22 protein-coding genes are annotated in these 23,537 nt (G+C 53.5%); 18 read left to right on the forward strand and 4 right to left on the reverse strand.

Annotated features, from left to right (window positions below; translation table 11 throughout):
- Positions 1–132: 132 nt before the first annotated feature.
- From rpsT to recF, 4 genes are all read left to right on the forward strand, one after another.
- Positions 133–396, forward strand: coding sequence for a 30S ribosomal protein S20 (rpsT, locus tag ACR0DK_RS14390; RefSeq protein ID WP_010442545.1), 264 nt, complete (start codon positions 133–135; stop codon positions 394–396).
- A gap of 543 nt (positions 397–939) precedes the next feature.
- Positions 940–2,322 (forward strand): chromosomal replication initiator protein DnaA, encoded by a 1,383-nt coding sequence (dnaA, locus tag ACR0DK_RS14395; protein ID WP_223117463.1) that lies wholly within the window; start codon positions 940–942, stop codon positions 2,320–2,322.
- Between the two features lie 225 nt (positions 2,323–2,547).
- Positions 2,548–3,669, forward strand: coding sequence for a DNA polymerase III subunit beta (dnaN, locus tag ACR0DK_RS14400; RefSeq protein WP_010442547.1), 1,122 nt, complete (start codon positions 2,548–2,550; stop codon positions 3,667–3,669).
- 39 nt (positions 3,670–3,708) lie between these two features.
- Positions 3,709–4,806 (forward strand): DNA replication/repair protein RecF, encoded by a 1,098-nt coding sequence (gene recF, locus ACR0DK_RS14405; protein WP_480736748.1) that lies wholly within the window; start codon positions 3,709–3,711, stop codon positions 4,804–4,806.
- Here the strand turns inward: recF and ACR0DK_RS14410 are convergent.
- Complete coding sequence (locus ACR0DK_RS14410; RefSeq protein WP_170423365.1) at positions 4,803–5,369, reverse strand: carboxymuconolactone decarboxylase family protein; 567 nt, start codon at positions 5,367–5,369, stop codon at positions 4,803–4,805. The genes recF and ACR0DK_RS14410 overlap by 4 nt on opposite strands.
- A 99-nt stretch (positions 5,370–5,468) precedes the next feature.
- Here ACR0DK_RS14410 and ACR0DK_RS14415 point away from each other — a divergent pair, with 99 nt between their 5' ends.
- From ACR0DK_RS14415 to ACR0DK_RS14425, 3 genes are all read left to right on the forward strand, one after another.
- Positions 5,469–6,041 (forward strand): TetR/AcrR family transcriptional regulator, encoded by a 573-nt coding sequence (locus ACR0DK_RS14415; protein WP_170613687.1) that lies wholly within the window; start codon positions 5,469–5,471, stop codon positions 6,039–6,041.
- 102 nt (positions 6,042–6,143) lie between these two features.
- Positions 6,144–8,561, forward strand: a complete 2,418-nt coding sequence (gene gyrB, locus ACR0DK_RS14420) for a DNA topoisomerase (ATP-hydrolyzing) subunit B (protein WP_170734132.1) — start codon at positions 6,144–6,146, stop codon at positions 8,559–8,561.
- A gap of 1,253 nt (positions 8,562–9,814) precedes the next feature.
- Positions 9,815–10,003, forward strand: a complete 189-nt coding sequence (locus ACR0DK_RS14425; protein ID WP_223117465.1) for a hypothetical protein — start codon at positions 9,815–9,817, stop codon at positions 10,001–10,003.
- Positions 10,004–10,251: 248 nt separating this feature from the next.
- On the opposite strand, the gene ACR0DK_RS14430 is transcribed toward ACR0DK_RS14425, so the two are convergent.
- Complete coding sequence (locus tag ACR0DK_RS14430) at positions 10,252–11,796, reverse strand: ShlB/FhaC/HecB family hemolysin secretion/activation protein (protein WP_480437374.1); 1,545 nt, start codon at positions 11,794–11,796, stop codon at positions 10,252–10,254.
- A gap of 124 nt (positions 11,797–11,920) precedes the next feature.
- Positions 11,921–12,220: a hypothetical protein gene (locus tag ACR0DK_RS14435; RefSeq protein ID WP_170513675.1), complete on the reverse strand. Its 300-nt coding sequence runs from the start codon at positions 12,218–12,220 to the stop codon at positions 11,921–11,923.
- A 569-nt stretch (positions 12,221–12,789) separates the two neighbouring features.
- Between ACR0DK_RS14435 and ACR0DK_RS14440 the strand changes: the two genes are divergently transcribed.
- The 4 genes from ACR0DK_RS14440 (at position 12,790) to ACR0DK_RS14455 (ending at position 18,446) form a co-directional block, all read left to right on the forward strand.
- Complete coding sequence (locus tag ACR0DK_RS14440) at positions 12,790–13,305, forward strand: DUF805 domain-containing protein (RefSeq protein WP_170395437.1); 516 nt, start codon at positions 12,790–12,792, stop codon at positions 13,303–13,305.
- A 116-nt stretch (positions 13,306–13,421) separates the two neighbouring features.
- A complete protein-coding gene (locus tag ACR0DK_RS14445) occupies positions 13,422–14,150 on the forward strand; it encodes a hypothetical protein (RefSeq protein WP_480736755.1) in 729 nt (242 codons plus the stop codon).
- Positions 14,151–15,421: 1,271 nt separating this feature from the next.
- A complete protein-coding gene (locus ACR0DK_RS14450; protein ID WP_480736756.1) occupies positions 15,422–17,311 on the forward strand; it encodes an SLC13 family permease in 1,890 nt (629 codons plus the stop codon).
- 229 nt (positions 17,312–17,540) lie between these two features.
- The gene (locus ACR0DK_RS14455) at positions 17,541–18,446 is read left to right on the forward strand and encodes a haloalkane dehalogenase (RefSeq protein WP_480736758.1); all 906 of its coding nucleotides are present in this window, start codon (positions 17,541–17,543) and stop codon (positions 18,444–18,446) included.
- 32 nt (positions 18,447–18,478) lie between these two features.
- On the opposite strand, the gene ACR0DK_RS14460 is transcribed toward ACR0DK_RS14455, so the two are convergent.
- Positions 18,479–19,366 carry a LysR family transcriptional regulator gene (locus ACR0DK_RS14460; RefSeq protein WP_170567635.1) on the reverse strand — a complete coding sequence of 296 codons (888 nt, stop codon included), beginning with the start codon at positions 19,364–19,366 and terminating at the stop codon, positions 18,479–18,481.
- A gap of 104 nt (positions 19,367–19,470) precedes the next feature.
- Between ACR0DK_RS14460 and ACR0DK_RS14465 the strand changes: the two genes are divergently transcribed.
- The 7 genes from ACR0DK_RS14465 to ACR0DK_RS14495 all read left to right on the forward strand — a co-directional run bounded on the left by ACR0DK_RS14465 (position 19,471) and on the right by ACR0DK_RS14495 (position 23,383).
- The gene (locus tag ACR0DK_RS14465) at positions 19,471–19,761 is read left to right on the forward strand and encodes a putative quinol monooxygenase (protein ID WP_170408604.1); all 291 of its coding nucleotides are present in this window, start codon (positions 19,471–19,473) and stop codon (positions 19,759–19,761) included.
- Between the two features lie 26 nt (positions 19,762–19,787).
- Entirely contained in the window at positions 19,788–20,801 is a 1,014-nt protein-coding gene (locus ACR0DK_RS14470; protein WP_170408725.1) for a zinc-binding alcohol dehydrogenase family protein, read from the forward strand.
- Positions 20,802–21,182, forward strand: coding sequence for a VOC family protein (locus tag ACR0DK_RS14475; protein ID WP_223117470.1), 381 nt, complete (start codon positions 20,802–20,804; stop codon positions 21,180–21,182).
- Between the two features lie 145 nt (positions 21,183–21,327).
- Entirely contained in the window at positions 21,328–21,711 is a 384-nt protein-coding gene (locus ACR0DK_RS14480; RefSeq protein WP_223118240.1) for a nuclear transport factor 2 family protein, read from the forward strand.
- A gap of 136 nt (positions 21,712–21,847) precedes the next feature.
- Positions 21,848–22,351 carry an aggregation factor core gene (locus tag ACR0DK_RS14485; protein WP_480736761.1) on the forward strand — a complete coding sequence of 168 codons (504 nt, stop codon included), beginning with the start codon at positions 21,848–21,850 and terminating at the stop codon, positions 22,349–22,351.
- Between the two features lie 25 nt (positions 22,352–22,376).
- The gene (locus ACR0DK_RS14490; RefSeq protein WP_480444246.1) at positions 22,377–22,817 is read left to right on the forward strand and encodes a TspO/MBR family protein; all 441 of its coding nucleotides are present in this window, start codon (positions 22,377–22,379) and stop codon (positions 22,815–22,817) included.
- A gap of 65 nt (positions 22,818–22,882) precedes the next feature.
- Positions 22,883–23,383 (forward strand): CIA30 family protein, encoded by a 501-nt coding sequence (locus ACR0DK_RS14495; protein WP_480736763.1) that lies wholly within the window; start codon positions 22,883–22,885, stop codon positions 23,381–23,383.
- Positions 23,384–23,537 lie beyond the last annotated feature (154 nt).

Genomic DNA, 23,537 nt, shown 5'->3' on the forward strand with positions numbered 1-23,537 from the left:
GTTAGAGACCGCCGTCATACATGCGCGTGCGGCCCGCTTGGCCCGACTCACACTCGTGATTTCTGATCCGGTGCGGATATGTCCGTGGCGCGCAACCCAAGATAACCGTACCGAACAAAAGGTCAGAGACACATGGCAAATTCGCCCCAGGCAAAGAAACGCGCCCGTCAGAACGAAAAGCGCTTCGCCGTCAACAAAGCGCGTCGTTCGCGCATCCGTACCCACCTGCGCAAGGTTGAAGAAGCGATCGCATCCGGCGACAAGGACGCAGCTACCGCAGCCCTGCGCGCCGCTCAGCCTGAGTTGATGCGTGGCGTCACCAAAGGCGTCTTCCACAAGAACACCGCAGCCCGCAAAATGTCGCGCCTGTCGGCGCGCGTCAAAGCGCTGGGCTGATTCTTTGGGAAAACGCGTCAAGCGTTGATTTGCGAAAAAGGCGTCGCTGATTGCGACGCCTTTTTCATTGTTGCCGGAAAGCCGCGTCTTCACGAAGCCGAGAGATTCTTTCGCCCAGAACCCCGAGTCAATATCAGAGTTTCGTTGCCCGGACCCTTGGGCTCTTGCTACGACTTAATCAGCGATTCACTCGCTTGGGGGGACAGGCTGTTCCAAGGATCTGACCGACGGGCATCGGAAAGATTTAGGAACGAATGTTCGAAAGCTGGCTTCGGTCAGTTGGACGATCTGCTCTGGGTCTCGGGTTAGCCGAAGATCCTGGCCCTGTCGATAAATTGGAATATCATGCGCATCCCGGATTCCGGGTGTGCCCCCATTTTGGGGCCGTGCTGTATTGGACTGCGATGATATTCGAGCGTACCCGCCAGACCATCAGGTTTGGCGTAACGTTCCCTTGTGTGTGAGCGCCATAAAGGCCCGTAATTCGGGACACATTAAAAAAGGCCTTAAGGCCAATAATGAATGGGATGCGTGAGGCGCCGAATGACACAAGAGAAATGGGGACAACTGCGTAGCAAATTGATGAAGGCGGTTGGGAAGAACAATTTTACCACCTGGATTGAACCCTTGGAGTTTCAGGAGTTGCAGGATGGTGTAGCGGTGTTCTCGGTGCCGACCAACTTCATGGGCAACTATGTCAGTCAGAATTTTGCGGACCTTATTCTCTATGAGTTGAACACATCGGGCGAAAAGGTTCAGCGCTTGGCATTTCGCACAGCGGCCAATTCGTCAGCCCGTCCCACATTGGTGGAAGAGCCCAAGCCGTCTCCCGCGCCAGAAACCCGGCCCGCTGTTACAGATACAGCCAACGATGCGCTTGAAGCACTACAGGCTGCGCCACTGGATCCACGGTTTACCTTTGATAGCTTTGTTGTTGGCAAACCCAACGAACTTGCACATGCCGCAGCTCGCCGCGTATCCGAGGGCGGCCCGGTAACTTTCAATCCGCTTGTTCTTTACGGTGGTGTTGGACTGGGTAAAACCCACCTGATGCACGCGATTGCGTGGGAGTTGAAAACCAAGCACCCCGAGTTGAATGTGCTTTATCTGTCAGCGGAACAGTTCATGTATCGCTTTGTGCAGGCTTTGCGTGAGCGCCGCATGATGGATTTCAAGCACTTGTTCCGTTCGGTCGATGTGCTGATGGTCGATGACGTGCAGTTCATCGCTGGCAAGGATTCGACGCAGGAAGAATTTTTCCACACGTTCAACGCGCTGGTGGATCAGAACAAGCAGATCATCATCTCGGCCGACCGCGCGCCGGGCGAGATCAAGGACCTTGAAGACCGCGTAAAGTCACGCCTGCAATGTGGCCTTGTCGTCGATCTTCATCCCACAGACTACGAATTGCGTCTGGGAATCCTGCAGAACAAAGTGCAGCAGTACAGCAGCACTTATCCCGATCTGACCATTGCTGATGGTGTATTGGAGTTCCTTGCACACCGCATCTCGACCAATGTGCGCGTGCTGGAAGGGGCGCTGACCCGCCTTTTTGCCTTTGCCTCGCTGGTCGGGCGCGAGATCGATATGGAGCTGACGCAGGATTGTCTGGCCGATGTACTGCGCGCCTCCGAGCGCAAGATCACCGTCGAAGAGATCCAGCGCAAGGTCTCGGATTATTACAACATCCGCCTCAGCGATATCATCGGCCCTAAACGCCTGCGGTCCTATGCGCGTCCGCGTCAGGTGGCGATGTATCTGTGCAAGCAACTGACCAGTCGGTCGCTGCCTGAGATTGGCCGTCGATTTGGCGGGCGCGACCACACCACGGTCATGCATGGCGTGAAGCGCATCGAAGAGCTGAAGTTGACCGATGGCCAGATTGCCGAAGATGTTGAGATGCTGCGCCGGGCCTTGGAAGCCTAAACCGCACTGAATCCTTGAAAAACACCCCGGACTATTGCGTTCGGGGTGTTTTCTTGTGCGCTATTGTCCACGGTTGAGAATGATCTGGTGTGTTTCACGCGCGCTGCTCTTGACCACCGAGGCAATCCGACCCAGAAATCCGTAAAAAATCCTTGTGCCTCAGGGCTGAGACGCTAACGTGCCAGTCCCGCCTATTTCGGCACGCAAGTCAAAGGAACAGAGGGTATGAAGATCAGCATCGAACGCGGCACCCTTCTCAAGGCCGTTTCGCAGGCCCAGTCAGTTGTCGAACGTCGCAACACCATTCCCATACTTGCCAACGTGCTGATCGAGGCCGAAGGCGATCAGGCGCTGTTTCGTGCCACCGATCTGGACATCGAAGTGGTCGACAAGGCCCCCGCGCAGGTCGAGAAAGCGGGCGCCACGACTGTTGCGGCCACAACGCTACATGAGATCGTACGCAAACTGCCCGATGGGGCGCTGGTGACCCTAACCGCAGATAGTGCAGCTGGGCGGTTGACCGTGGAAGCGGGGCGCTCGAATTTTTCTCTGGCCACGCTGCCGAAAGAAGATTTCCCGGTTATGGCGTCTTCAGAATACCAATCGAACTTTACGGCGTCGGCGGCATTGTTGCGCCGGCTGTTCGATAAATCGAAGTTTGCCATTTCCACGGAAGAGACGAGATATTATTTGAACGGCGTTTACATGCACGTTGCGGATGGTTCCGAGGGCGGCAAGGTACTGCGTTGCGTGGCGACTGATGGTCACCGCTTGGCACGGATCGATGCGGATCTGCCGGATGGTGCAGCGGATATGCCGGGCGTGATCGTGCCCCGCAAAACCGTGGGCGAACTGCGCAAGCTGCTGGATGATGACGAGATGGACATCGCCGTCTCGGTCAGTGAAACCAAGGTGCGGTTTGCAACGCCTGACATCACGCTCACCTCGAAAGTGATCGACGGAACGTTCCCGGATTACACACGTGTCATCCCGCAAGGTAACACGCGCAAGTTAGAAGTGGACGCGGCTGAATTCGCGCAGGCTGTGGATCGTGTGGCGACAGTTTCGTCCGAGCGGTCGCGGGCCGTCAAACTGCAATTGGATGCGGATAAGCTGGTTCTGTCAGTGAATGCACCCGACAGTGGTGCGGCTGAGGAAGAGCTGGCAGTTGCTTACGGGGATGAGCGCCTGGAGATCGGGTTCAACGCTAAGTATCTGCTCGAAATCGCGTCTCAGGTGGATCGTGAAAATGCGGTGTTTATGTTCAACTCGGCAGGTGATCCGACGCTGATGCGCGAAGGCAACGACCAAAGCGCGGTATATGTCGTAATGCCGATGCGCGTCTGATTGCCTCGACTGGGTGATCTCTAACGAAAGAGAGGGGTCATGGGATTGGCCCTGACCGAGCTTACGGTCTCGCATTTTCGGTCTCATAAGCTGGCGCGCCTGTCGTTGGACGGGCGGCCAGTCGCGATCCATGGGCCAAACGGTGCCGGTAAGACCAACATCCTGGAAGCGGTTTCTCTGTTTTCACCCGGGCGCGGGATGCGGCGGGCAAGCGCCGCTGAGATGACACGGCGCCCCGAGGCGCTGGGGTGGAAGCTGATTGGGCTATTGAATGCGCAAGGACAGAATTTCGAGATTGAAACCTGGTCCGAAGGTGGTGCGGCGCGGCAAGTGCGGATTGATGAGAAAACCTCAAGCCAGATTGAATTGGGAAAGCTGGCGCGGGTAGTTTGGTTAATCCCATCGATGGACCGTCTCTGGATCGAAGGGGCTGAAGGGCGGCGGCGGTTCCTCGACCGGATCGCGCTGAGTTTTGATCCGGCACATGCCGAGGCATCTCTGACCTATGAAAAAGCGATGCGCGAGCGGAACCGGTTGCTGAAAGAACAAGTTCGCGATGCCCATTGGTACGCGGCGCTGGAAGGGCAGATGGCCGAGATGGGGCATCGCATCCACGCCACGCGATTGAGTGCGTTGGAGTATCTGCGCTCAGCACAGGATAAAGCTGAGACGGCCTTTCCGTCAGCGGATCTTGAATTGGTTCAAACCGAAGGTGCAATGCCTGAGACGGCGGAAGACTTGCGAGAAGCTTTGGATGAAAGCCGGTTTCGCGATCTGGCCGCCGGGCGGACTTTGGTCGGCCCGCATCGATCAGACCTGTATGGTGTATATTCCGCCAAGGGCGTTCCTGCCAAAGATTGCTCGACCGGTGAGCAGAAAGCACTGCTGGTATCGCTGATCCTATCAAACGCGCGAGCGTTGGCGGAGATGGTTGGAGCACCTCCTATTGTATTGCTGGATGAGGTGGCCGCGCATCTGGATGCGAGTCGGCGCGCTGCGTTGTATGATGAGATATGTGCGCTGGGTGCACAGGCCTGGATGACGGGCACCGGGCCTGAGCTATTTGCGGAATTGGGGGATCGAGCCCAAACGCTGGTCGTTACCGAAGGCGACGAGGGCTCGGTCGTCAGCGTTTAGGCAGGCTCGCCGACTTTGCGTTCCCAAAGGAAGCCGCGCATCACTTCGTCGACCGGGGTTTTGGCCATGTGGTTGACGTAGTTCGACATGGTTTTTTGTGCCAGACCCAGTACGACATCCAGGACCGCACGGTGGGAATAGCCAGCGTCAAAGAAGGCCTGCAGCTGTTCTTCAGTCGGGTTTCCACGGGTTTCCATCACTTGCAGGGTAAAGGTGCGTAGCGCTTCCAGCTTGGCCGTGGGCAGCGGAGTTTCGTTGCGCAGCGCCTCGGTGATCTCGTCAGAGACTTTCATCATCTTTGCGATGCCGGTATGCGCAGGCACACAGTAATGGCATTCGTTTTCGACATTGATGGTTTGCCAGACAACGGTTTTTTCGTCGTTGTTGAAATCGGTCTGCAGAAACAGGCCGTGCAGAACCTGATAGCCTTCCAGATGCTGGGGGCTTTCGGCCATTACTTTATGAAGACCGGGCAGGCGGCCGAATGCAGCCTGAGATTTCTCAAGCAGCGGCTTGGACCCTTCCGGGGCGGTTTCTAGGTCGTGAGACGGGAAATTGGCCATGTCAAAACTCCTGTTTCTGGCGCGATGAGTCGTATTTAGGGTTTCTTGAGCGATCACTCAAGTATATATTTGAGCGAACGTTCAAGAATTGGTGAAACGATGCCCCGCAAACCCTCATATGACCGAGACGCGCTTATCGCGCAGGCGCGAGATATTTTCTGGCGTCACGGTTGGGCGGGGACGTCGCTTAAGGATCTCGAGCGAGAGCTGAAGCTGAAACCGGGCAGCTTCTACGCGGCGTTCGGGTCGAAAGATGCGCTCTACGCCCTGGCGTTAGAGCGGTATACTCAGGAAGGGGTTGCCAATATGAAGGCTTTGGCGCAGGAATTGGGCCCGCTTGGTGCTCTTAAGGTGCAACCTCGTCGTGTGATCGAGGCGTCGGAGCTGCCAACAAAAGCCTGCATGTTGGCGAAGACTTATGCGGAATTGCAAGCCAAAGACCATGATCTGGCTGATCAGGCGCAGTCCCATATGGCTGACATGAAAGTTTGTTTTGCGGACCTCTTTCGCAGCGCGCAGAAGGCCGGAGAAATCGCGCCAAGTCATGACCCGGATCGCTTGGCGGCGCGCTATCAATCCGACCTTCTGGGGTTGCGATTGTCAGCCGAACGGGACGATGTGAACGCGGCAGAAATTGCCGAGGATATTGCAGCAGACCTTGATCGGCTTTGATCCGCAAATTAAGCGGATCAGAACCACAAAATATGGGGGGAGCACGTGACAATCCCCACCAGAAAACGTATAAGTTACCAAAATAATATAGGTACTAACGGCATGTCCGAAGACGCACAGGCACCCCAAGAATACGGCGCTGATTCCATCAAAGTTCTCAAAGGCTTAGAGGCAGTTCGCAAACGTCCCGGTATGTATATCGGGGATACGGATGATGGTTCGGGTCTGCACCATATGGTGTACGAGGTTGTCGATAACGGAATTGACGAGGCACTGGCCGGTCATGCCGACCATGTGACTGTAAAAATTCACGCGGATTCCAGCGTTTCGGTCAGCGACAATGGACGTGGAATCCCGGTGGATATCCACCCCGAGGAAGGCGTTTCAGCGGCTGAAGTCATCATGACCCAACTGCACGCTGGCGGTAAGTTCGACAGCAACTCGTACAAGGTGTCAGGCGGTCTGCATGGAGTGGGCGTCTCGGTGGTGAATGCGCTATCCGATTGGCTGGAACTGCGCATTTGGCGGGCCGGCAAGGAACATGTGGCGCGTTTTGAAGGTGGAGAGACGGCGGAACATCTGAAAGTCGTTGGCGAGTGTGGCGATCGCACGGGAACCGAGGTACGATTTCTGGCCTCGACCAACACGTTTTCGAACCTCGAATACTCGTTTGAGACGCTGGAAAAGCGCTTGCGCGAGCTGGCTTTCCTGAACTCAGGCGTGCGGATTATTCTGATCGACGAACGCCCTGCTGAGCGGCTGGAAACCGAACTGTTCTACGAGGGTGGCGTCAAAGAGTTTGTCAAATATCTCGACCGGTCCAAGACACCGGCGATGCCCGAACCGATTTATATCAAGGGCGAGCGTGACGATATCGGCGTGGAAATCGCGATGTGGTGGAATGACAGTTATCATGAGACCGTGCTGCCCTTCACCAACAACATCCCGCAGCGCGATGGCGGCACCCATGTGGCTGGCTTCCGTGGTGCACTGACCCGGACGATCAACAACTATGCTCAGTCCAGCGGGATCGCGAAGAAGGAAAAGGTCAGCTTTACCGGTGACGATGCACGCGAAGGCCTGACCTGCGTGTTGTCTGTGAAAGTGCCCGACCCGAAATTCTCGTCCCAGACCAAGGACAAGCTGGTCAGCTCTGAGGTGCGCCCGGCGGTCGAAGGTCTGATGAACGAGAAGCTGGCTGAATGGTTCGAAGAGAACCCGAGTGAGGCTAAGGGGATTGTCGGTAAGATCATCGAGGCAGCTTTAGCGCGCGAGGCCGCCCGTAAAGCTCGCGAACTGACCCGCCGCAAGACTGCGATGGATGTGAACTATCTGGCTGGTAAGCTCAAGGATTGCTCTGAAAAAGATCCGTCCAAGACCGAAGTTTTCCTGGTCGAGGGGGACTCGGCTGGTGGTTCTGCCCAGACCGGTCGGGATCGGCTGACACAAGCTGTTCTGCCTTTGCGTGGCAAAATCTTGAACGTGGAACGGGCGCGGTTTGACCGGATGTTGTCGAGCCAAGAGATCGGTAACCTCGTGATGGCGCTTGGCACCGGCATTGGCCGCGACGAATTCAACATCGAAAAACTGCGTTACCACAAAATCGTCATTATGACGGACGCAGATGTTGACGGCGCGCATATCCGCACCCTCTTGTTGACCTTCTTCTACCGGCAAATGCCAGAGTTGATCGAGGGCGGGTATCTCTACATCGCTCAACCACCACTATACAAGGTTTCTAGAGGTAAATCAGAGGTTTACTTGAAGGACCAGGCCGCGCTGGATGATTATTTGATCAATCAGGGCGTCGAAGGCGCAGTACTTAAATTAGGCTCGGGCGAGGAAATCATCGGCCAGGACCTGACCCGCGTAGTGGATGAAGCGCGCCAGCTGAAGCGTGTGCTGGACGCCTTCCCAACGCATTATCCGCGCCATATTCTGGAGCAGGCTGCTGTAGCCGGTGCTTTCGTGCCCGGCGCTGTTGATGCCGATTTGCAGGGCGTGGCCGACAAGGTCGCGGCGCGCCTTGACTTGATTGCACTGGAATACGAACGCGGCTGGCAAGGCCGCATCACACAGGATCACGGCATCCGCCTCGCGCGCATCCTGCGCGGTGTGGAAGAAGTACGCACACTGGACGGCCCCATGTTGCGTTCGGGTGAGGCCCGCAAAACCGGCAGTTTCACCCAAAGCCTGCAAGAGGTCTACAACACTCCCGCAACGTTGGTGCGTCGCGATCGGGGTCAAGTCATACACGGCCCGCTCGACCTGCTGCGCGCGATTCTGGAGGAGGGCGAAAAGGGCTTGTCGCTGCAACGCTACAAAGGTTTGGGAGAGATGAACCCCGATCAACTCTGGGAAACAACGCTGGACCCGGACGCACGGACCCTGTTGCAAGTACGCGTGGATGATATGGTCGAGGCCGATGATCTGTTCACCAAACTCATGGGTGATGTGGTAGAGCCACGCCGTGAATTCATTCAAAAGAATGCTCTGAGCGTGGAGAATTTGGATTTTTGAGCGGTTGTAGGTTTGCGCATAACACTTCGCACACCCCATAAATTTGCGCAGTTCGCCCACAGTTTTGCACTGCGCGATTGTCGGCATTGGCGACGAATTCAATCAGTTTTGGCCTAGTCGTTGTGGTTTCGACCCTTTGCATTTCTCAATCCCGCAAAGGGCAACTCTAAGGAAACTTGGATTCTCGCGAAGGTCTGCGATGCGCAGAAAGCTGACATTGCAAAGTTGCCGTTCAAAGTTTCGCTTGCCCGACCTGACCGTCCCAGATGGTCGGAGGCTCTTCTTGGAAGTGCGGCACTTTAGATTGTTGGCCTAATTGAGGCAAATTTAGGTACAGAGCATTTTTGGGCTACGTCAGCCAACGTAAACGCCAGGGAATATGGGCAATACGAAATCCAATTATCCAGATGACAATTGACGAACTATTGGTCGACTAATCTCATTGTCCGAGTAAAACCTACCATGCGAGCCTCAGCGCTGCTTTCGTTTGACCGAAATAATGCATCCAGAATGTTTTGGATGCCTTGCAGGCACATCCCTTGCCATAGCGTCCACGTTTCCGAGGTGCCGCAACGCTCCGTTGTTCAGCAATACGCCTCGCCCAGCATCATACCGGCGCTGTCCGAATCCGCTGGCTACGCATTCCCAGTCTTCCTTGGCTGCCGCGTCGCGGAATCTCGGTAGGTCATGCGGGTCATGTCGTCCAGGTGTTGATGCGACGTGATCGTGTTTCTTCGCATTACTTTGGTGGGTTAAATGGTGGGTCACTTGTGTTGTGCTGGGTTGCTGGACACTACCGGTTGTCGGCCTCGGCTTGGGGCGCATGATTGTCACGACGCCTTGAGGTTTCGGATGTCCTGGGACGGCCACGAGAGTTGCCGTCGGTTTCGGCGTCAACTGTGGAACCTGGCTAGGAACCGCCGTGGGAACCTGATTGGGGGTTGCGGTTGGGGCAAGCGGTGGTGTCGCCGTAGTACCGCTGGGTTGCGGAACACGGCCGGGCACTGCGACCGGAATCTGGTTTGGTGTTGCAGTCGGGACGAGCGGTGGCACAGCAGTTTGTCCAGTGGGCTGAGGTGGGACCTGACCAGGAACTGCGACTGGTATTTGGTTTGGCGTTGCGGTTGGCACAAGTGGCGGTACCGCTGTTGGGCCGGTAGGTTGAGGCGGAACCTGGCCAGGGATAGCTATCGGAACTTGATTAGGAGTTGCAGTCGGAACTTGCGGCGGCACCGCGGTAGGACCGGTAGCCAATGGTGGAACCTGATTGGGAACGGCTGTCGGAACCCGGTTTGGTGTCGCGTTTGGTGCCAAAGGCGGAGTTAGCGTCGGCGCTACTATCGGTGTGGGAACCTGACCAGGAACCGCTATTGGTGTCGCAATTGGAACCTGACCGGGAATTGCGTTCGGAACCGCGCCCGGAGCAAGGACTGGAACAGTAACGGACGTGGGTGTTTGCTGCGTTCCCTTAGGCGGCAACTGATTTGCCACCGGCTGAGTTGGGCCAGTAACTTGATTACCTGCCCCTTGCCCACCAGCCTGCCCGCATCCTTGGCTCGACTGGTGCGGGTTCCCTACGCCTCGGCACCACCCGTAGTGATTTCCGCGGGCAACGACCTGAGTAGCGGCCAGTTCTGCAATCAAACAAGCTGCAGTAAGTAAAACAATGCGGTTCCGTTTCATAACATCCTCACCAACTTGTTGTCAGAGCAAGATACGCGCCAGGATCGCCAGATTCGGTTAAAGGGCCGTCTCTCAAAGGGACACCGACGTATCCGGACAGAAATAGGTTTCGCTTGAACTCGATGTCCAAACCCAGACCTGTGGATGCCAGTGTAGCATTATCAACTTCAAAACTCGCAGGGTCATTGTTCGAGATGTAACCCACGTCGAAAAAGGCAAAGGGCGTTAGCCGATGAATGCTCTGAGAGCTGGGGAAGTAGGAGTGAGATACTTCGAATATCGCAGAAATCCCGGAATCACCGTCTACTTCGTCAAATCGATATCCGCGCAAAGCATAACGATCACCAAGGAAGTACTCTTCAACAGAGGGCAACCGGTCTGTTGTGTACTGCCCCCAAATCTCGGTGCGCCAAGCTGTGTTGGGCGACAAGCCCGTAAGTGGGCTTTCGTATCCGACGCCGCCTCGTAGATGCCAGAAAGAAGAGTCCCCGTCGTCAAAACTCGCGTCTGTCGTGTCGTTGTCATTGTCACCAAAAGATAAGGTTAGCCCCGCTTCCAGAGCTTGTCCCTTTGGATAGTTTTGCCCGTAAAGATACGTAAGGCCAACGACATTCGCGTCACTGGATAGTGGAACGCCACCACTGACTGAATCCGCTTTTGAAAGGCGATAGTCCAGCAGAAGATACCCATAACGGGCCACATCGCGGATCACGGGGTAACCCATCGCGACTGTGAAGTTCTCGCCGTCAATATCTGTTCTCGCAAAGTCCCCCGAGAGGTCACGTTTTGCGTTTATGTTCCCGTAGAAGATCTCACCGTATAGACCATTGCTGTTCAGCGGCGTGCGATAGGTAAGTGCGCCCCACAATGAGTGTTCATCGTCTTTGTCCCAATTGTAATTGCCTGATCCCTCAAATCGCAGCAAATCTCCGACGGTCAGCGTCGAATAAAACTCTTGTACGACATAAAAACTAAGCGCTTCTCCAAGCTCACGCGGAGGGTTGTCGAGTGTCGCACTACCGGCTTGTTTTCGCAGTGGCTCTCCCAATACTCTCAGCCGAGCACCAGTCTGATCCGGGTAATCAAGTTCGGTCGACAATTCCAAGTCAGGTATGTCCTCGGCCAGCATCACTGCCCGCTCAAATCGTTTCAGCGTTATGGGATAGGAGGTGGTGAGGGGCTGAAAAATCTTCTCTAGTGTTTGAAACGTACGCGTATCTACACCTTCAATTTCGATGGTTTGAATGCGCCCTTCATCAACAATTATGCTCTGCCCATCGGGACCGGGCCAGGCTTCAGCCAAAAAATAACCGTCTTCTCGGTAGATCTGAGTGATCGTTGATGCGACCTCCACCGCTGTGATGCGCCCTGACCGATTGAAGGCCAATTGACCGGCAAAAGTTAACAGCTCATCCGTATCATACACCGTTACGCCGTTGACTGAGTGCTGTGATGCTATGTCCCAGGTTTGTGCAATGCTGTATTTTGGAACCGAAACAATGGCCACAAAAGTGCAAATGATCGCAATTACAACTGAGTTGGTTACGGGCATTTTCTACAACCTTTGCATGATTGAGAATGTTAGAGCCTAATCCTATTACGAGGTTTGAATGTCTGAGCTTGCCGTTATTCAAATTTGATCACGACTGGTGCTTTCGAGATACACAGCAAACAGACTACAATGCGCCTTCGTCGCCCAGGAACTCGATACCAGCGGTCGCGCCATCACTGTAGGCAATGCAATTCCAAGGAGCACGATCCTCGCCAACACCGACAGTGACTTGTGTTCCAGCCTCGCTAAACGCGGATGAGAGCACAACGACTTGCGAATTGTTCGTCGTGTTGGCTACATCTCGCAAACATGCTTGCTGAGCCGGTGTGAGCTCGGCGGACGCACTGGATGTACTCGTGTCGTCACAGGCCGCAAGCATTGCGAAACAAGTTGCGCCTGAAATCATCACCATCTTGTTGGTCATTTTCTTCTCCCTCTGGGTCCGTTGAAATTAGTGAAATTGGATGCGTTTATTTGAAGCTCTCGCGTCTGCGCAGCCAATAGAACTTACCTCGATCCTTTGACTATCTTTCCCAAAACTTGCCGCGTGGGGCTTGCTCGGCGGAACAACATTTCGTTGACCATCGGGGCCGCCGACAATGTGCGAAGGCCGAATGACGACACTGGCGAAAGCTAGAACAAACTCTGGAAAGAGGGGGAGTACGTTAAGCTTCAGCATCGCGTCCTCCCAATGCTTGATCTTTGTTTGAGGGCCTCCGACCGCCAGCACTCACTCCAGCAGTCGGAAGGGCCCGACAAATCGGGCGACAGCGACATCAACGGAGGTAAAATGAAAGTTATGTCGAATTCGCATGTTTGAATCTATTTTTTCATAAATCAACATTTTTTCCGCGCGTAAATTTCTCTACGCTCTCGTACGATAGGCCTCTGCATTCAAACAAAAAGGTAAGTGAGAGCATCCATACAGGCGAGTTTGTTCTTCTAGGTGGCGAAACGTTTTGAGGCCGCACAGAGATTAAGAAAGGAATGAAAATGGGATTTATTGAGGCCGTTAAAACGTGTTTTTCAAAATACTTCCAGTTCTCCGGCCGGGCTATACGTTCAGAATACTGGTGGTTCTTCTTGTTTGTGGTTCTAGTGAGTGCTGCTTTGGCTGTGCTGGATACGATCCTATTCGGGACTAACCCCGAGACAGGGCAAGGATCTCGGGTTCTGTCCTCTGTTTTTCAACTGGCTGTTCTCATACCTATGCTGGCCGCCGGTTGGCGAAGGCTGCATGATACAGGACGACCTGGCTGGTATTTGCTGCTGCCGATGGCGCTCAGCATTACAACGCTTTTTGTTATGCTGGGTGGCGTGGCGTTCTTTTCGGTATTGGAGCAAGGGACCGAGAACCCTGACGCATTACGAGGACCCGCGGCAGTCCTGGGCGTGACCGGTATTGTTGTTGTCTCAATTCTTCAATTGGTTCTGTCCATTCTGATGATCTGGTGGTTGACGCGCCCTTCGGAAGAAGGCGCAAACGAATACGGCGAACCTGTTTCCTGACCTGGTTGCCGGGGCAATTGGCCGGAATCTCAGGCTGAATGACAGTGCGAACCGTAACACCATGGAGAGAGAAAAAGAGTTTCAAAACGATTTCCACTGGGACGCTAATGATGGTTATGGCGACCACTGCATCAGCGGAGTGGTCGTTCAACTCTGGGCCTATTCCCAATGCATTTATTCAAACCGGAAACATGACGCTGGAACTTCAGTGTAACCGTATTCGCTTTGCTCCGGCTGGATATGAGGACAGCCAGGACATTACGGACAAGCAGGGGCTTTCCATTCGTTTCTTGAAGAACGGAGCCACCGAAGTTGGAGCATTTCAGGTTGGCGCAGAAAACGCTGCCGTACAGATCGTTGATAACTATCCCGTCGAAGTTAGTTTCAATAGTCAAGAGGACTATGGTTTTGTACTGGGCCAGCTTGCGGCCAATGCATCTGTTAACCTGTCGATGATTGATCAAGATGTCAGCTACGGAATCTTTGACATGAAAGGTTCCAGCGCGGCAATTCGGTCCCTTCGTTCCGCCTGCGATTCAGATCCTAGCCAGCGGTCCTCCTACGAACCCCCCGAAGGCATCGTATATTGTGGTGGCGGAGCGATAGAGCGCGTGATCGAACCCGTAATTTTGGACAACTCGGGGGAAGAGTGGGACGCGCGAGTAACAGTCAACGGCGAGTCGATCAGAGCCATGACTGCTTACAGTTACTTCGGAAATTCTGAGCCGCCAGCCGGATTTGTCGTGGCCCTGCTTGGGGAGGACAGGTCCGAGTTTCTGATTTTTAACGAAGGCTCGGCAAACTGGCTGGAATATGGGGACTACCGATATGATCAGTGCAATTGATACCTTGTGCCAACCAGCTTTCCAAATAGCGCGTCAGATGAAGTGTTTGGTCGCCGGGATTGTGCTTGCTTCGGGCCTTGTTTGGACCTCACCAGATGTCGCGGCTGATGTATCGCGCCTTCCGCCCGGTTTGCAGGCGAAGGTTGATCTGGCGGCACGAGCCTGTGCGGAATTCAACGACGCTCAATTTGACTTAGATTGGGGTGCGGTTGAAAAGGTCGATCTCGACGGAGACCTACAACGCGATTGGGTTCTGAATGAGTCCGGTCTTGCGTGTTCAAGCGCCGCCTCTCATTTTTGCGAAACGGGGGGTGCATGTCGCACTTCCTGGTAGAAGAGGAGGCTCATTCCTTGCTCAATCAAGGCTGGACTGTTGCTGATTTGGGCGTCAACGCGTTGTCCTCGCAAACGTCCATGGATCCAATTGCGACGGAATAAATCCCACGTCATGCGTCAGCGCCAGTGCTTGGGATGGCCAAGCAAACACTTGGCGCTCGTCTGCTTGTTATTGGGAGTAAGTTGCATCTGGGCATCGCAGATAAACCTGAGAGCCTGTTTGTTCAACGAGTTCTATGTAGCATGCAAACTTATGGGCAAATCGTGCAGACTTATGCGCAAATACCGCGCAGAGTTATGGGCGAACTTCCAAGATTTTTTTAATGAAATCAATGTCGGCATTGCAGCGTTATGAGCGCCCCTACAGCGGTTTGTAGGGGCGCGAATAGCATTGCATTTCGTCTAAAGAATTGCGTATTTGGCATCCAAAGATAATTCTGCACAGTGCAAATTTTAGTTGGATTCATGCCATGATCGTGGCTCACGTGAAGCTTGAAGTCTGCCGCTTCCAGCTCAATGCGGCCTTTCGCGGTGCGACCCGCAACAGTATTCCGCAGTAGAGAAGATCAGGATCGTGCTGGACGGCCTAAAAGGCGAGGACAGCAATGCAGAGCTGAGCCGTCGTGAGGGCATCGCGCAGAGCGTTCCCTACTTGGCAAGTATAATTGACTGGATATGAATGATAACGATACGGAAAATCCATTTGTGTGTATTTTAGAAAGTGTGAAAGTTCATTTCGCATTGTGATGCTTAGTTAGGCTTATGAATTTGTCATCTACCTCTCTTTGGGTTGGCAGAATCCAGGTTTCAGCAGATACCGCGCCCGAAAAAGCGAGCCGCGTAAGCAAGCCCAATGTCTATTGGCCTTATCTGCCGCGCAGAGTTGGTCCTTCGTATTTGCTGGTAGTCAGGTAACGTTAGTTTGGGAGTAAGATATGGAATTACCAACACTAACGTACGAAATGATAGCCGTGCTGAGTCTATTGTCTTTTACGGTCTTACTTTTTGTTACCGAAATCATACGGATCGATGTTGCAGCAATTCTTGTTATGGTTTTGCTTGGCGCACTGAGCTATCTACCGGGGCTGGGTAATCTAGCCGATGTATCTAAGCTCTTTGAAGGTTTCTCCTCCAACGCTGTGATGTCCATCATCGCAGTTATGGTAATTGGGGCGGGGCTTGATAAGACTGGACTTATGTCAAAGGTTGCGGCCTTGATCCTCAAGAATGGTGGCACGACAGAGGCCCGGATAATCCCCATAATATCAACAACGGTTGGTGTCATCAGTTCCTTCATGCAGAACGTCGGAGCTGCTGCGCTTTTCCTTCCTGTTGTCAGCCGCATCTCAGCACGTACAGAAATCCCGATGAGTAGATTGCTGATGCCTATGGGGTTTTGCGCGATACTCGGTGGTACGATTACATTGGTCGGGTCATCGCCCCTGATCCTGTTGAATGACCTGATTGTTTCAGCAAACTCATCCCTTCCGGCTGACCAACAAATGGAGACATTTGGGTTGTTTTCCGTCACGCCTATCGGTGTGATGCTCGTGCTGACAGGGGTGCTTTACTTTGTACTATTTGGTCGTTGGGTCCTCCCAGCGCAGCGGGAGCGTGGGGAAGACGCAAGCTCAGCCCGGTCCATGCAGACCTATGTCGAAAACACCTATGGGCTTAGGGCCGATATGTTCGAGATACGTGTTCCTGAAGGTTCGATCATCATCGGGCAAACGCTCGCAGATCTAATGGTCGCCCATAACATGTACATTCTTGGCACATCTTATCGCGGCCACAAGGTCATCGCGCCGATGGCTGATACCAAGATCGAAGCCCCGGCGCGGCTTGCAGTACTTGGCCTGCGTCGGGTGGTTGAGCAACAGTTCGCTGAGCCTTACGGATTAGAGATCCTACCCCAACTAGATGTCTTTGCGGATGATTTCGCCGCGACGCAGTCTGGGGTGGCCGAGGTTGTTATTCCGCCCGGTTCTTCAGTGATCGGCCAAACTCCGATTGATCTGCGCCTCCGTCAGACACATGGTTTGTCTCTGCTGGCCATTCAGCGCGGCGAAGAAACACTGAGCCATGTAGAAACCGAAGATCATTCAGCAACGCATATCGGACAAGTCCCTTTGCAGGCCGGTGATACGTGTGTGGTGCACGTGCAGTGGGATCGTCTGACACGACTGAAGTCAGACAGGGATTTCGTCGTTGTCACCTCGGACTTTCCCCAGGAAGAGTTGCGGCCGCACAAGGTCGGCTGGGCGCTTGCCTTCTTCCTAATAGCGTTGAGCCTAATTCTGTTTTCCGATCTGCGCTTGTCATTATGCCTGTTGATCGGCGCTGTTGGCATGGTGTTGAGCCGGGTGCTCTCGATTGACGAAGCCTACGAGTCGATAAGTTGGAGTACTGTTTTTCTACTCGCTTCACTGATCCCGCTAGGTCAGGCGGTTCAGAACACCGGCACTGCGGATTGGATTGCAGCGCATGTGTTGGCCCTTCTGAAGGGGTGGCCGATCTGGTCTTTGCAAGCAGGGATTGCCGTTTTGGCAACGGCGTTCACGCTGGTCATGTCCAATGTAGGCGCAACTGTCCTGCTGGTGCCACTAGCAGTTTCTATTGCCGTATCCGCGGGTGGCAATCCGGCTGTGTTTGCTCTCACGGTGGCAATATCAACGTCCAACTCATTTTTGATCCCAACACACCAGGTGAACGCGTTGATCATGGGCCCAGCAGGCTACCGGGTGGTGGATTTCGTTCGCTCCGGTGGAATTATGTCTCTCCTTTTCTTGGTTGTCTCAATGACCGGGCTTGCGATTTTCTTCTGAGCCGCCTCTCGGCGATCCGTACAGAAGAACTCACAATATAAGGTTTTTGAGACCAAATTTTTTGGCGCGGGTTCAAAACGTCTGCAAAAAGGGCCTCCTCCGCGAGGGACCGAAGTAATGTGTCCAACTCAACCAAACCTGAAGTCGGTATACGCTGGAACTGGACCGTTCTTGTTTTATCGATCACTGTTATTGGACCAAGACCGTCGGCATTTTTGGAGAGTTCACGATGAAGTTCCTTCGTACACCGGACCATCGGTTTGACGGGCTGCCAGATTTCAACTTTGGCCCGAACTATCTTGATGTGGATGACACCGAGGGAAGTCTTCTCCGACTGCATTATTTGGACGAGGGACCGGCTCATGCATCACCAGTATTGTTGATGCATGGAGAGCCAACCTGGTGCTTCCTTTACCGGCGCATGATTCCGTTATTCAAGGACGCTGGCCATCGAGTTCTGGCTCCTGATTTGATTGGGTTTGGAAGGTCGGATAAACCAACAGAGCGATCCGACTACACCTACCAACGCCATGTAGACTGGATGTCCGAGTGGTTGCGGAAGGTTGACCTGACGGGCATCACGTTGGTTTGCCAGGACTGGGGTGGTCTAATAGGCTTGCGGTTGGTTGCGAGTATGCCCGAGCGGTTCTCGCGCGTAGTTGTGGCAAACACGGCCTTGCCCACCGGTGACGCACCCTTGGGTGATGCATTTCTTTCATGGCGGGAATACTCACAATCCGTACCCGCATTTAATTCGGGACGCATCGTATTCGGCGGCACGACATCTAAAATTTCAGAAGAAGAGGTCGCAGCCTACAACGCACCATTCCCGGATGCGCGCTATCTGGCAGGCGCTCGCGAGTTTCCAGTGTTGGTGCCCGACACACCTGATAATCCAGCTTCTGAAGCCAACCGAGCCGCATGGGAAACCCTCAAGACCCTCAACACCCCGTTTCTGACTGTTTTTGGAGAAGACGACAGGGTTATGGCGGGCGTAGACAAACTGTTCCAAAAGTCGGTCCCTGGGGCAGTTGGTCAAAATCATACAGTTGTGCCAAAAGCCGGGCATTTCATCCAAGAAGATGCTGGCACTGAGCTAGCACATGCGACTTTGAAATTCATTGAGCAGACATAGCAGCTATCAGATTAGTGTCTTCCCCTGCGGCCTCAACTCACACCAAATTTGCGACGCAAATGCTCAGCTAAGGCTGTTATGCGACGTGGTTGGGCCCGGCTCGGTGGAAACATCATTTGCAAAGGTTTCGGCGGTGGGAGGAAGTCGCGCAAGACAGAAACAAGTCTGCCAGATCGAACATCGTCGCCCACATCCAGTTCGGACTTCAATACGACCCCATGGCCTGCAATCGCCCAATCGCGGATGAGTGAACCATCATTGACTATTCGATTTCCCTTTACCGAAACGCGCTGGGCATTTGGTCCTGATCCAAACTCCCAAACGTTGTCGATCATGTCGCCAAACCTCATGACCAAGCAGTTGTGGTTTAATAGATCTTCTGGTTTTTCAGGCGTTCCAAATGAGGCCAGGTAACTTGGGGACGCACAAACGAAACGTTGGTAGCTTCCCAGATTTCGCAACCTGAGCGAGCTGTCTGTGATGTTGCCGAAGCGAACGGCGAGGTCAAAACCCTGGCCTACGAGGTCGACATAACCGTCCGAGAGGGACAGTTCGATTGAGACGGCAGGGTTCTTTTCGGTGAATTCGGCAATAACCTTGGAGACAATGCTCCGTCCCAAGTCAATGGGCGCGCTTATGCGAATTGGACCAGACAGAGTTTCGGCGCCGTGCCGAACAAGTGTGTCCAAGTCCGCAACCTCACTGAGAACGTTTCTTGCTCCATTAGCGAGTGTCCGGCCTTCTTCGGTCAGGCTAATGGAACGGGTGGTGCGGTTGAACAAAACCACGCCGTAATGTGCCTCCAGAGCCGCGAGCCGTTCGGACACTGTCGTACTCGACAACCCTGTCTCGCGCGCCGCGGCCACCAGACTGCCTTTCTCGGCTATGGTCAGAAACAAGCGAAGATTGTCTAAAAGCATTAAACGGAATTTCCGGATTATATGTTCGATCTTGCCCTGTTTATCCCGAAGGAGCTGCGGCGTAAATCTTGCGCATCGCTCAATAACACAAGGGATCTATTCCAATGGCCAAGCTGACAATCGTCGCCAACATCAAAGCCAACCCTGACAAAATTGACCTCGTAAAGGCCGAGCTGATCAAGCTCATCGACATAACCCGAGCCGAAGAGGGTTGCATCAACTATGACCTGCACCAGGACAACGACAACCCGGCTCATTTCGTGTTCTACGAAAATTGGGAAAGCCGAGAGCTTTGGCAAACCCACATGGGTGCTCAGCACCTTGCGGCTTACCTGGAAGCAACAGAAGGCGCCGTTGCAGAATTCGCCCTAAATGAGATGACAGTCATCGGTTGATAAAGAACCGGACAAAGGAGCACGTTATGAAAGCCGTGGGATACCTAAAGACAGGGTCGATTGATCGGGCGGACGCCTTAATCGACTTCGAGGCCGATAAACCGACGCCGAAAGGGCACGACTTGTTGGTGAAGGTGCAGGCCGTGTCAGTGAACCCAGTCGATACGAAAATTCGTCAAAAACGTGCTCCTGTAGGTCCAGCACCAGATATTCTGGGGTGGGACGCAGTAGGGATCGTCGAAGCAGTTGGCGAAGCGGTTGAGACTTTCAGTCTGGGAGATACAGTTTGGTACGCCGGGGCAATAAACCGGTCGGGAACCAATGCCGAGTTTCATCTGGTGGATGAACGTATCGTCGGGTCAGCGCCAAAGTCCATACCTGCAAAAGCAGCTGCGGCGATGCCGCTAACGACGCTTACTGCTTTTGAGATGCTGTTCGACCGCTTGCGGGTCCAAGATGCCGTTTCCGGCGGAACCAATACGTTGCTGGTTATTGGTGGCGCAGGCGGTGTAGGGTCAATCACCATTCAATTAGCACGGGCCCTCACTGACATGACAGTGATAGCGACGGCGTCCCGACCCGAGACACAAGACTGGGTTCGAGAGTTAGGTGCACACCAAGTCATCAACCACGCGGAACCTTTTGGCTCACAACTCAAGGCTCTCGGTATCGACAGCGTGGATTTCATCTATTCGACAAACCATTCCCAGCTTTATGCGTCCCAAGCTGGAGAGGTGATGACGCCCCAAGGTCGCTTTGGGTTGATCGATGATCCTGAGACCTTCGACATCGCGCCGTTCAAACCCAAATCGATCTCATTGCATTGGGAGTTCATGTACACTCGGTCGCTTTTTGGGACTGGAGATATGAATCGTCAAAGCGAAATCCTGAATCAGGTCGGCGGTTTGATAGACAATGGAAAGATCAGATCCACAGCAACCGATACACTTGGTAGGATCAATGCTGCAAACTTAAAGAAAGCGCATGCTATCCTTGAAAGCGGTAAGGCCAAAGGAAAACTCGTGCTTGAGGGTTTTTAGATGAGAATTGAGCGGCTGGATCATGTGAATATCGTGACGACTAGGTTGCCTGAGATGGTTACTTGGTATGAAAAGGTCCTGGGTTTGAAACCCGGGGCCCGGCCCGATTTTCCGTTTCCCGGAGCATGGTTGTATGCGGGTAATCACGCCGTGGTTCATCTTGTGGGTCACGAAGGAACACCTAACGTTGGCTCTGAAGTGAGGCTCAAGCTCGAGCATTTTGCGCTCTCAGCCACGGGGTTGAGCGCATTCGAAGAAAAACTGATCTCGAGTCAGATCCAGTATCGCAAAACTGAAGTCCCTGGGGCTGGAATGGTGCAAGTCCATGTGGCCGATCCTGATGGAAATCACATTCACATAGACTTTGAAGAAACCGAATAAGTGGCTAACCCGCGAAATAGTCGCAACGCAAAATCAAGCCGGTAACTTCTTGCCGATTAGGGAATGAGGTCCTTGCCGGGTTGCTTCCAAGACTTGCGTGGGACAACATTTATTGGGCGGTGCAAACGTCGATTTGGAGATCAGTATGCCGGACCTCAAAACTAACAAGAAAAACGTCATCGCTTTCTACGAAATGATGTTCAACGAGTGTCGACCTGCCGAGGCCATAGATATCTTTGTTGGGGAAACCTATACGCAGCACAACCCGCATGTTGGCGACGGAAAGCAAGCCTTTGTTGAGTACTTCGAGCGCATGGCCGCCGAATACCCGGGAAAGCGTGTGGACATCAAACGTGCGTTTGCTGAAGGCGATCACGTTGTTCTGCATTGCCATCAAATCTGGCCCGATGGTCTCGAGTACGCAGGGATTGATATTTTTCGCCTGGATGCTGATGGCAAGGTTGTCGAACACTGGGACGTTCTTCAGGAAGTTCCAGCAAACAGCGAGAATGACAATGGTATGTTTTGACTTCGTCGTTCTGACAGCGGTGCATGGAACTTCGAATGGGCCTGTCAGCTAAACCACCATAGTCAAAGGGCATAAGTCTGATCCAAGAGATCCGCCGAAGCGTATCTATCAAGAACCAATAAGGAAGGAGATAAATATGCTCCCGAAGAGTATTCTTGCGGCGACCCTTGGACTATTTGCAGCCACTTCGCTTCAAGCCGGAGTTCAAATTCGCTTCATAGAAGGCGCACCCAAAGACCGTTTTGTTCTGACAAATGTCGGATCGTGCGAATTAGAAACCTCGACCGTCAAAATTGACTTGTCGCAATCTGCTGGACGTCTGATTTTCGACGTTACCGAAAAAGGCGCGGGTGTAGAGGTATTCCAACCGCTCGAATTCGTTGAGGGTGCGGATGCACTGCGTCAATTTCCTTCGGTCGTGGACGGGCAGAATACAATTGAACTTGAGATCGTTTCCCTCGCAGCTGGGGACAAATTAGCCTTTACCATCGATGTGGACGACACGATCGGGCAACGCGAAATCACCGTAACGGAGTCGGAGATCGAAGGCGCCACGGTGTCATATACCGACGCGGATGAGACCAGTACTGCGACCTTCTCTTCCGAAGCGCTTGTCAACGTGACGACCAAGGGCTGCTGAAAGCTATCCCACAATGTCGAATTGGATGGTCCGCATAGCATTTCTTGCGCTCGTGTTGGGAGGCGGCATCCTGATCGGGATATTGACCGCGCCTGGCGATTGGTATGCGCAGCTTTCTAAACCTGCTTTCAATCCACCAAATTGGATATTTGGCCCGGTCTGGACGGTGCTTTATGTCTTGATCGCCATGGCGGGTTGGCGCCAGTTCGAAACAGACCGAAGCTCGACTGCCATGAAGCTGTGGTGGGCACAGATGGGTCTAAACTTTTCGTGGTCCCCAATCTTTTTCATACTGCAACTACCGTGGTTTGCGTTTGTTGTAATTGCCGCGTTGCTGGCTGTCATCGTCATGTTCATCGCTCTGGTCAGGAGCTCGGATCAGGTTTCCGCACTAGCCTTCCTGCCGTACTTTGCATGGGTCGCATTTGCCACTGTCTTGAACCTTTCTATTGCAATACTGAACTGAGAAAAAACGATATGCTTGGAAACTTCGCTGGGCTTGTTTCAGGTCTTGTTATCATCGGATCTATAATGGCACAGGCTGATGAAAATCTTGCAGAAGACTTCTCCAAGTCTCCGGAGACGAGTTGGGACTACGTCGCCGACACCGTCATGGGAGGAGTTTCTTCAGGACAGGTGCAGTTTCGTTCGGAACGTGATGTTGCGTTCGCCCGGTTGACCGGAACCGTCAGCACAAAAAACAACGGCGGCTTTATCCAGTTCCGACGCAAGTTGTCTGATCGACCAGATGAGGGTGTATCGGGCGTCAGGCTGTTGGTACGGGGGAATGGCGAGCAATACTTCGTCCACCTCAGGACACGTGGCACGGTGCTTCCATGGCAATACTATCAGGCCGCGTTCGCAACTTCTGACAGCTGGACCGAAGTCTCTTTACCTCTCTCAGGCTTCAAGGCTTCAGGTGCCATGTTGCGCGCTATTCCTGTTGCTGACGAAATCACCTCAGTTGGAGTTGTAGCCTACGGGAGAAATCACGAGGCCTGCGTAGATGTCAGCGAGATTGGTTTCTATTGAAGGTTTCCCAAGAGAGGGCTGCAATCTTCAAATTGGTCTGTTTGGAACCGCGCGGAATCTAAATTTACCAAACCATCTTCCCGATGAAATACATTCCGTAGATGCCCAAGCATCAACTTGGACAGGTCTGATTAGCCTGCTCAACAACAGCAAC

Source organism: Ruegeria sp. CE6, assembly GCF_056537485.1.